This is a genomic window from Inquilinus sp., assembly GCF_039594555.1.
Classification (GTDB): domain Bacteria; phylum Pseudomonadota; class Alphaproteobacteria; order DSM-16000; family Inquilinaceae; genus Inquilinus.
On the sequence record NZ_JBCNNF010000035.1, the window covers coordinates 22088 to 28555 of the forward strand.

At 68.9% G+C, this 6468-nt stretch carries 8 protein-coding genes; 5 read left to right on the top strand and 3 right to left on the bottom strand.

All coding sequences use genetic code 11. The features are described from left to right. Nucleotides 1-26 precede the first annotated feature (26 nt). Both ABDW35_RS06105 and ABDW35_RS06110 read left to right on the top strand, forming a co-directional pair. Nucleotides 27-836, top strand: a complete 810-nt coding sequence (locus ABDW35_RS06105) for an alpha/beta hydrolase (RefSeq protein WP_343712966.1) — start codon at nucleotides 27-29, stop codon at nucleotides 834-836. 116 nt (nucleotides 837-952) lie between these two features. Next, on the top strand, nucleotides 953-2158 hold the full coding sequence (locus ABDW35_RS06110; protein WP_343712967.1) for a lytic murein transglycosylase: 1206 nt from the start codon (nucleotides 953-955) through the stop codon (nucleotides 2156-2158). Nucleotides 2159-2379: 221 nt separating this feature from the next. Here the strand turns inward: ABDW35_RS06110 and ABDW35_RS06115 are convergent, their stop codons facing one another. After that, nucleotides 2380-2694 (bottom strand): DUF736 domain-containing protein, encoded by a 315-nt coding sequence (locus tag ABDW35_RS06115; protein ID WP_343712968.1) that lies wholly within the window; start codon nucleotides 2692-2694, stop codon nucleotides 2380-2382. Nucleotides 2695-3067: 373 nt separating this feature from the next. Between ABDW35_RS06115 and ABDW35_RS06120 the strand changes: the two genes are divergently transcribed. From ABDW35_RS06120 to ABDW35_RS06130, 3 genes are read left to right on the top strand one after another with little or no spacing between them, the layout of a single operon-like run. Next, nucleotides 3068-3712 carry a response regulator gene (locus ABDW35_RS06120; RefSeq protein WP_034840239.1) on the top strand — a complete coding sequence of 215 codons (645 nt, stop codon included), beginning with the start codon at nucleotides 3068-3070 and terminating at the stop codon, nucleotides 3710-3712. 55 nt (nucleotides 3713-3767) lie between these two features. Next, a complete protein-coding gene (locus ABDW35_RS06125; protein WP_343712969.1) occupies nucleotides 3768-4325 on the top strand; it encodes a hypothetical protein in 558 nt (185 codons plus the stop codon). Then, complete coding sequence (locus ABDW35_RS06130) at nucleotides 4322-5605, top strand: sensor histidine kinase (RefSeq protein ID WP_343712970.1); 1284 nt, start codon at nucleotides 4322-4324, stop codon at nucleotides 5603-5605. The genes ABDW35_RS06125 and ABDW35_RS06130 overlap by 4 nt, the downstream gene beginning before the upstream one ends. 4 nt (nucleotides 5606-5609) lie before the next feature. On the opposite strand, the gene ABDW35_RS06135 is transcribed toward ABDW35_RS06130, so the two are convergent. Continuing rightward, nucleotides 5610-6173 carry a GNAT family N-acetyltransferase gene (locus ABDW35_RS06135; protein WP_343712971.1) on the bottom strand — a complete coding sequence of 188 codons (564 nt, stop codon included), beginning with the start codon at nucleotides 6171-6173 and terminating at the stop codon, nucleotides 5610-5612. Between the two features lie 78 nt (nucleotides 6174-6251). Then, nucleotides 6252-6468 (bottom strand): TOBE domain-containing protein (locus ABDW35_RS06140; protein WP_343712972.1); only part of this gene is annotated, 217 nt, incomplete at its 5' end.

A 6468-nucleotide genomic window follows, 5' to 3' on the forward strand; every position in this document is an offset into this window, starting at 1 on the left:
AGCGCCCATTCCTGCGGAGTGAGACCATGCTGAACGCCATTGATCGCCGAGACTTCCTGCTGGGGCTGGCTGCGGCCGGCGGCACCGCCGTGCTGGCGGCGGCACCTGCCCGAGCCGCGTCGCCGGCCGCCCCGGGCGCGCCGGTCGCCGTCCCCCGGGCCCGCAACGTCGTGCTCGTGCACGGCCTGTTCGCCGACGGGTCATGCTGGTCGGAGGTGATCGGGAGATTGCAGGCCGCGGGCCTCAATGCCACGGCCGTCCAGAACCCGTTGACGACACTGGCCGAGGCGGTCGCCTCCGCCGAGCGCGTGCTGGCGCGGCAGGATGGCCCGACGGTGCTGGTCGGCCATTCCTTCTCCGGCATGATCGTCACCGAGGCCGGCATGCACCCGAACGTCTCGGCGCTGGTCTATGTTGCCGCGCGGGCGCCGGACGCGGGCGAGGACTACACCGCCCTGGCCAAGACCTATCCGACGCCGCCGGCCACGGCCGGCATCGTCTTCGACGGCGATGAAGGGCGTCTCAGCGAGGAAGCCTTCCTGCGGGATTTCGCGGGCGATCTGCCGGTGGCGAAGGCAAAGGTGCTCTACGCGGTCCAGGAGCCGTTCCAGAAGGCCCTGCTCACCGGCAAGATCACGCAGGCCGCGTGGCGATCGAAGCCGAGCTTCTATGCGGTGTCGACCGAGGACCGCACGATCAATCCCGATCTCGAGCGCTTCATGGCCAAGCGGATGGGCGCCAAGACCATCGAGGTGAAGGCCAGCCATCTGGCGCTGATCTCCCATCCGGAGGTGATCACGCGGCTGATCCTCGAAGCCGCCGGACACGACGCCTGACGCACAGGCCGGCGCCCGGCCGGCCGATGTCCTGGCCCGGGTTGTGCCCGCCGCCCGGATGGGACAGGATCGCGCCGCCGCACCGCGGCGTGGGTTCCATCGCGTGGAGGAAGGGTATGACGTCTCGGCTGTTCGGATCCGGCTGGACCTTCAGGGCGGCGCTGCTTCTCCCGCTGCTGGCCGCCGGGCCGGCTTTGGCCGATTTCGGCTCCTGCGTCTCCGGCCTCGCCGATTCCGCGGTGAAGGCCGGGGTCGACCGCGATGTCGCCACCCGCGCCTTCGCCGGGCTGACCCAGCCGGACGACAAGGTGCTGCGCTTCTCGCAGGCCCAGCCGGAATTCGTGACGCCGATCTGGGACTACCTGGCCTTCCTGGTCGACGACCAGCGCATCGCCGACGGGCGGGCGATGATGTCGAAATACGGCCGTGTGCTGCAGCAGGCGGAGCAGCGTTACGGCGTCGACCGGTCGGTGATCGCCGCGGTCTGGGGCGTCGAGAGCGACTATGGCAAGGAGGCCGGCGGCTACTTCCTGCCGCATGCCCTGGCCACGCTGGTCTGCGCCGGCGAGCGGCGCACCGATTTCTGGCGCGGCGAGCTGATGGCGGCGCTGAAGCTGGTCAGCGCCGGCGACCTGCGGCTGGACGAGCTGAACGGCTCCTGGGCCGGCGCCTTCGGCCAGACCCAGTTCATCCCGTCGACCTATCAGCGCCTGGCGGTGGATTTCGACGGCGATGGCCGGCGCGACCTGGTGAATTCGGTGGCCGACGCGCTCGGCTCCACCGCCAACTACCTGAAGCGCTCCGGCTGGCAGGAAGGCCAGCCCTGGATGATCGAGGTGCGGGTGCCGGCCGGCTACAGCGGCCCGACCGGCCGCAAGGACAAGGACCCGCTGTCGGCCTGGGCCCAGCGCGGCGTGGTGCGGGCCGACGGCGCGCCACTGTCGGGCAGCGGCCAGGCCGGCCTGATCCTGCCGGCCGGGCCGCAGGGCCCGGGCTTCCTGGTGTTCCGCAACTTCGACGCGATCTATTCGTACAACGCGGCGGAATCCTACGCGATCGCCATCTCCTACCTCGCCCAGCGCCTGTCCGGCGGGCCGGCGCTGCGCACGCCGTGGCCGACGGACGATCCCGGCCTGTCGCGGGCCCAGCGCCTGCGGTTGCAGCAGCTGCTGCTGGCCCAAGGCTACGACATCGGCGGCCAGGCCGACGGCAAGATCGGCCCGGCCACCCGCGCCGCGATCTCGGCCGCGGAGCAGCGCCTTGGCATGCCCCAGACCGGCCGCGCCGGGCAGAAGATTTTTCGTGCGTTGGGAGGTCAGTAGAGGCCGTATCCACGGGTGATCGGCACAGCGAGACGCGCAACCGACACACGTTTAACTTCGGATCTCCTCTATTTTATTGTCATCCTCGGGCTCGACCCGAGGATCCAGGGGCTTTCAAGAGCCGCTCTCGGCGATCCCTGGATTGCCGGGTCAAGCCCGGCAATGACAACAAGGGTTGAGCCCGACAGCGGTGGGGCCGGATCGGCGCCGGCCCGCCTCTCCTAGTGCGACCAGAACAGGTCGAACCGGTCGCCATCCTGGTCGGACGGGCACAACGTCGCATGGATCGGCCGTGACACGTGCGGGTCGCGGATCTGCACGTTGTAGAAGACGGGTCGATCCTCCCGCCGGCAGGCCCAGGCGCCGCCGATCTCGTGGTCGTCGCCGGAATAGACGAGCAGGTCCGGCGCCCTCGGGCTCTCCGCCGCATGCGGGTTCGGGACCAGCCGGATCCGGTCCTGGAACAACAGCGTGCGGACCGGCCCCTCGATGACGTCGCGGTTGCGGTAAAGCGTGCCGATGCCGATCGTGGTCATCACGGGTCCTCAATCACGGGCTGCGCGGCGCGCCGGTCCGGCCGGACGGCAAGGGCCTGATGCGGATATCCGGCCGACGCATGCAAGATGCCCTCAAGGAACTCCGCCGGCATGACAAGGTTCCAGTTGACAAAACATGTCGCGCTTTTTAGTAAATTTTCCATCCGCGTAAGACTTTCACAGACGATCGACAGACGGAATCAGGCCCGCAGTCACCTGATCACTTGAGGCCAGAATCCCGGGTCGACGAAAGGGGTGAGACCACCCCTTTTTCCGCAGGACATTCAATGGCATTCGAGACGAATCCTGGCCTAGCGCACCCCTGACGGCCGGACTAGGATCCTGCTCGGGTCCCACCGTGGAAGATGCAGTCATGACGGCCGCCGATCAGACCTCACGTGCGCTGGTGATCGAAGATCAGGACCTGATGCGCCTGGCCCTGATCGGCGAATTGAAGGCCGCCCTGCGGGACTGCATCGTGCAGGGCGCCGCGACCTGGGAGATCGCCGCCGGGCTGCTGCGCGAGCACAGCTTCGACCTGGTGATCATCGACCCCGGCCTGCCCGGCTTCGACCCGACCTCGCCGCAGCACCGGCTGGCCGTGGTCAAGGCGGTGATCGACGCCTCGCCCGACGCGCTGCACATCGTCGTCACAGGGTCGGACAGCGTCGAGGAGGGCGAGGCCTGCCGGATGCTGGGCGCCAACGCCTATGTCGGCAAGACCGGCCTCGACCGCGACACGCTGTCCAGCATCATCGACAAGATCTCGGACACGCGCTTCTCGCTGTCGCTGTCCGCGGTCAAGGCGGTGACCCCGGAATTCTACTATTCCGGCCTGACACCGCGCGAGCAGGAGATCATCGACTTCATGCGCAGCAGGCCCAAGGGGGTCAAGCGCAAGGAGATCTACGAGAAGATGGGCGACCGCTTCGGCATCGACCCCTACACCGTCGAGAAATACTACAAGCAGGCGCGCGCAAAGCTGCTGAAGAACGGGCTGTTCCCGAAAGGCGCCTGAGCATGACCGCCAACCATTCCCGTCCCTCCAACCGGCATTGTCCACGGCTCGACTGATGTTCCGCGTCCTCCGCATGGCGATCCCCGCCGCCGCCATGCTGGCCCTCGCCTGCGGCGCGACCGCTGCCCCGGTCGGCTACGAGGATCCACATATCCTCCGGGTCGAGAGCTCTCCGGGCCAGGCGATCGCCACCTACACGCCGGACCAGATCAAGTCCGCGTTCCCGCAGCGGGTGATTGAGACCGGGACGCCGTGGACCGAGGGCGGGGAGACGATCCGCTATCGCGGCCCGGACCTGAGGGAGGTGCTGGCCCGCAGCGGCCTGGGCGATGCACGATCGATCGACGTCTTCGCCTATGACGACTTCATCACCGCGATCCGGATGGACGAGATCTCACAATACCAGCCGATCCTGGCGATCGAACGAGGCTGCACGGGGGCGGACCACAAGAGCGGCCGCTGCGCCGAGGGGCAGGAGTTCCGGCCGCTCGACCTGGCGGATTCCGGGCCCTATTCGATCATCTGGCCGCTGGACCAGTTGCCCAAATCCTACACCGCCGGGCGCAACGCGATCTGGGTCTGGTTCGTCGTCGCGCTGAGGCCGGGCCAGTGAACAAGCGGATCCGGCGCTGGCTCGACGTCGTGCCCTATGCCGGGCTGGCGGTGGCGATCCTGCTGGGGTCCTGGTCGTTCATGCGGTCCGAGCACTACCGGGAGGAGACCGACATCCTCTTGATGCAGTCCTACGAGGTGCAGTGGCGCGGCTCGCAGATCCGGGAGCGGCTGGCCAACATCGTCGGGCTGCTGCGGCTGTCGATGGCGACCGGGGAGCGGCAGCCGCAGCTGGCGCAGGAGGTCGGGCTGCTGCAGTTCAACATGGTGGCGCTGCGCAACCTGCAATACATCGACCATTTCCTGGATCCGCAGGACTTCGCGCGGCTGGACAGCAGCATCCAGACCATCCGGACGCGCGTCCTGCCCAATCTCGGCGCGGCGGCGAACGACCAGGAGACGCTGGATTTCCTGACCGACATCCAGCAGGACATGTTCCAGGTCTCTGGCACCACCGGGGCGCACAGCCGCACGCTGAACGAGACCGCGCACATCGCCGAGAATGCACTGCGCAACGTGGCGATCTTCGGGCTGGCTCTGGCGGCGGTGATCGTGGTCGGGGTGATCATCCACCAGCAATCGATCATGGCGCGGCGCAAGGACCAGCAGATCCGCTCCTTCGCTTCGCTGTTCGCGCATATGACCCGGTCGCGGATCGCGGCGCTGGCGCTGTTCAACAAGAGCCTGCGCGACGGCCAGGCCCCGGATCCGGAGCTGGTCGCCGCCGCCTCGCGCGCGGCGGAGGAGCTGGACAGCATCAACAACGGCCTGCTGAAGATCGCCTATTCGGCCAAGCCGACCCGGAACGTGGCGCTGCAGAGCATCCTGGACGCCCTGTCGCAGGACCATGGCGGGCGGATCCAGTTCGACGTGCCGGAGGAGGCGCGGGCGGCGCTGGTGGCGTCGCCGCAGTTCCACCTGATCCTGGACGAGCTGATCCGCAACGCCGAGCAGGCCGTGGCTGCCGCCGGGAAGCCGGACTCCCGCGTCGTGCTGCGCGCCCGGCTGTCCCACCGCTTCCCCTTCGGGCGGCGGCTGGTGCTGGAGGTGATCGACAACGGCCTGGGCATGTCGGCCGCGGTGCGGGCGAAAGCGACCGAGCCATTCTTCTCGATGCGGGCCGGCAGCCATGTCGGGCTGGGCCTGACCGGCTGCGCCGAGATGGTCAAGGCGCTGGGCGGCCGCTTCCGCATCGAATCCGCGGAAGGCCGCGGCACCTCGGTGCGGATCTTCTATCCCCTGCCGCGCCGGGACGAGCCCGGCGAAAAGGCGGCGGCCTGAGGGCTCAGCGCGCCGACTGCCGTTCCCATTCCTCCTGCAGCATGGCGAAGATCAGCTCGTCGCCCCAGATACCGTTGAAGCGGTCGTTCTGGACTAGATGCGCCTCCTGCCGCATGCCGAGCCGCCGCAGGACGCCGATCGAGCCCGCATTCAAGGCGTCGCAGCGGGCGAAGATGCGGTGGAAGCCGAACCGGCCGAAGCCGAGGCCCAGCACCGCCCGCGCCGCCTCGGTGGCATAGCCGTGGCCGCCGGCCTCCGGCGCGAAGGTGTAGCCGATCTCGGCCTGCCGGGCCTCGCGGCTGACCCATTTCAGCACCACGTCGCCGAGCAGGGCACCGGTCCGGCGGGAGCCCACCGCCAGCACCAGCTCGTCGCCCTCGCCCTCGAACTTCAGCGCGCTGAACCGCTCCAGCGCCGCCCGCGACTGCTCCGGCGTGCGCGGGTCGCGGTACAGATAGCGGGCGACCTCCGGCAGGCGGTGATAGCCGTGAAACGCCTCGAAATCCTCCGGCACGAAGCGGCGGAGGATCAGCCTCTCGGTCTCGATCGGTACGACCGGGTCCGGCATCGCGGCGTCCCTGGATGAGTCGGCGGAACTGATCCGTCCTACATCCGGGATGGTCGGTCGCTCAATGATTCCCGTCACTCAGGCGGTCAGCGCCCGGCAGTCGGCGGCGGCCCAGCCGACGGTCACCGCCTCGCCCGCCGCCAGGGCCGGCCGGCCATCGGCGTTCGGCAGCTTGAGCACGAAATCGTCGCGGCCCAGCAGCGACAGCCGGGCGCGGGTGTGGTCGCCGTGGAAGATCAGCTCCTCGATCCGCGCCGGGAAGCGGTTCGGCCCGGCCTCGTCCCCGGGCGACAGG

Bases quoted from the DNA above. Each gene is read 5' to 3' on its own strand.
- ABDW35_RS06105 (WP_343712966.1), top strand. From the start codon at position 27: ATGCTGAACGCCATTGATCGCCGAGACTTCCTGCTGGGGCTGGCTGCG.
- ABDW35_RS06110 (WP_343712967.1), top strand. From the start codon at position 953: ATGACGTCTCGGCTGTTCGGATCCGGCTGGACCTTCAGGGCGGCGCTG.
- ABDW35_RS06115 (WP_343712968.1), bottom strand. From the start codon at position 2,694: ATGACCACGATCGGCATCGGCACGCTTTACCGCAACCGCGACGTCATC.
- ABDW35_RS06120 (WP_034840239.1), top strand. From the start codon at position 3,068: ATGACGGCCGCCGATCAGACCTCACGTGCGCTGGTGATCGAAGATCAG.
- ABDW35_RS06125 (WP_343712969.1), top strand. From the start codon at position 3,768: ATGTTCCGCGTCCTCCGCATGGCGATCCCCGCCGCCGCCATGCTGGCC.
- ABDW35_RS06135 (WP_343712971.1), bottom strand. From the start codon at position 6,173: ATGCCGGACCCGGTCGTACCGATCGAGACCGAGAGGCTGATCCTCCGC.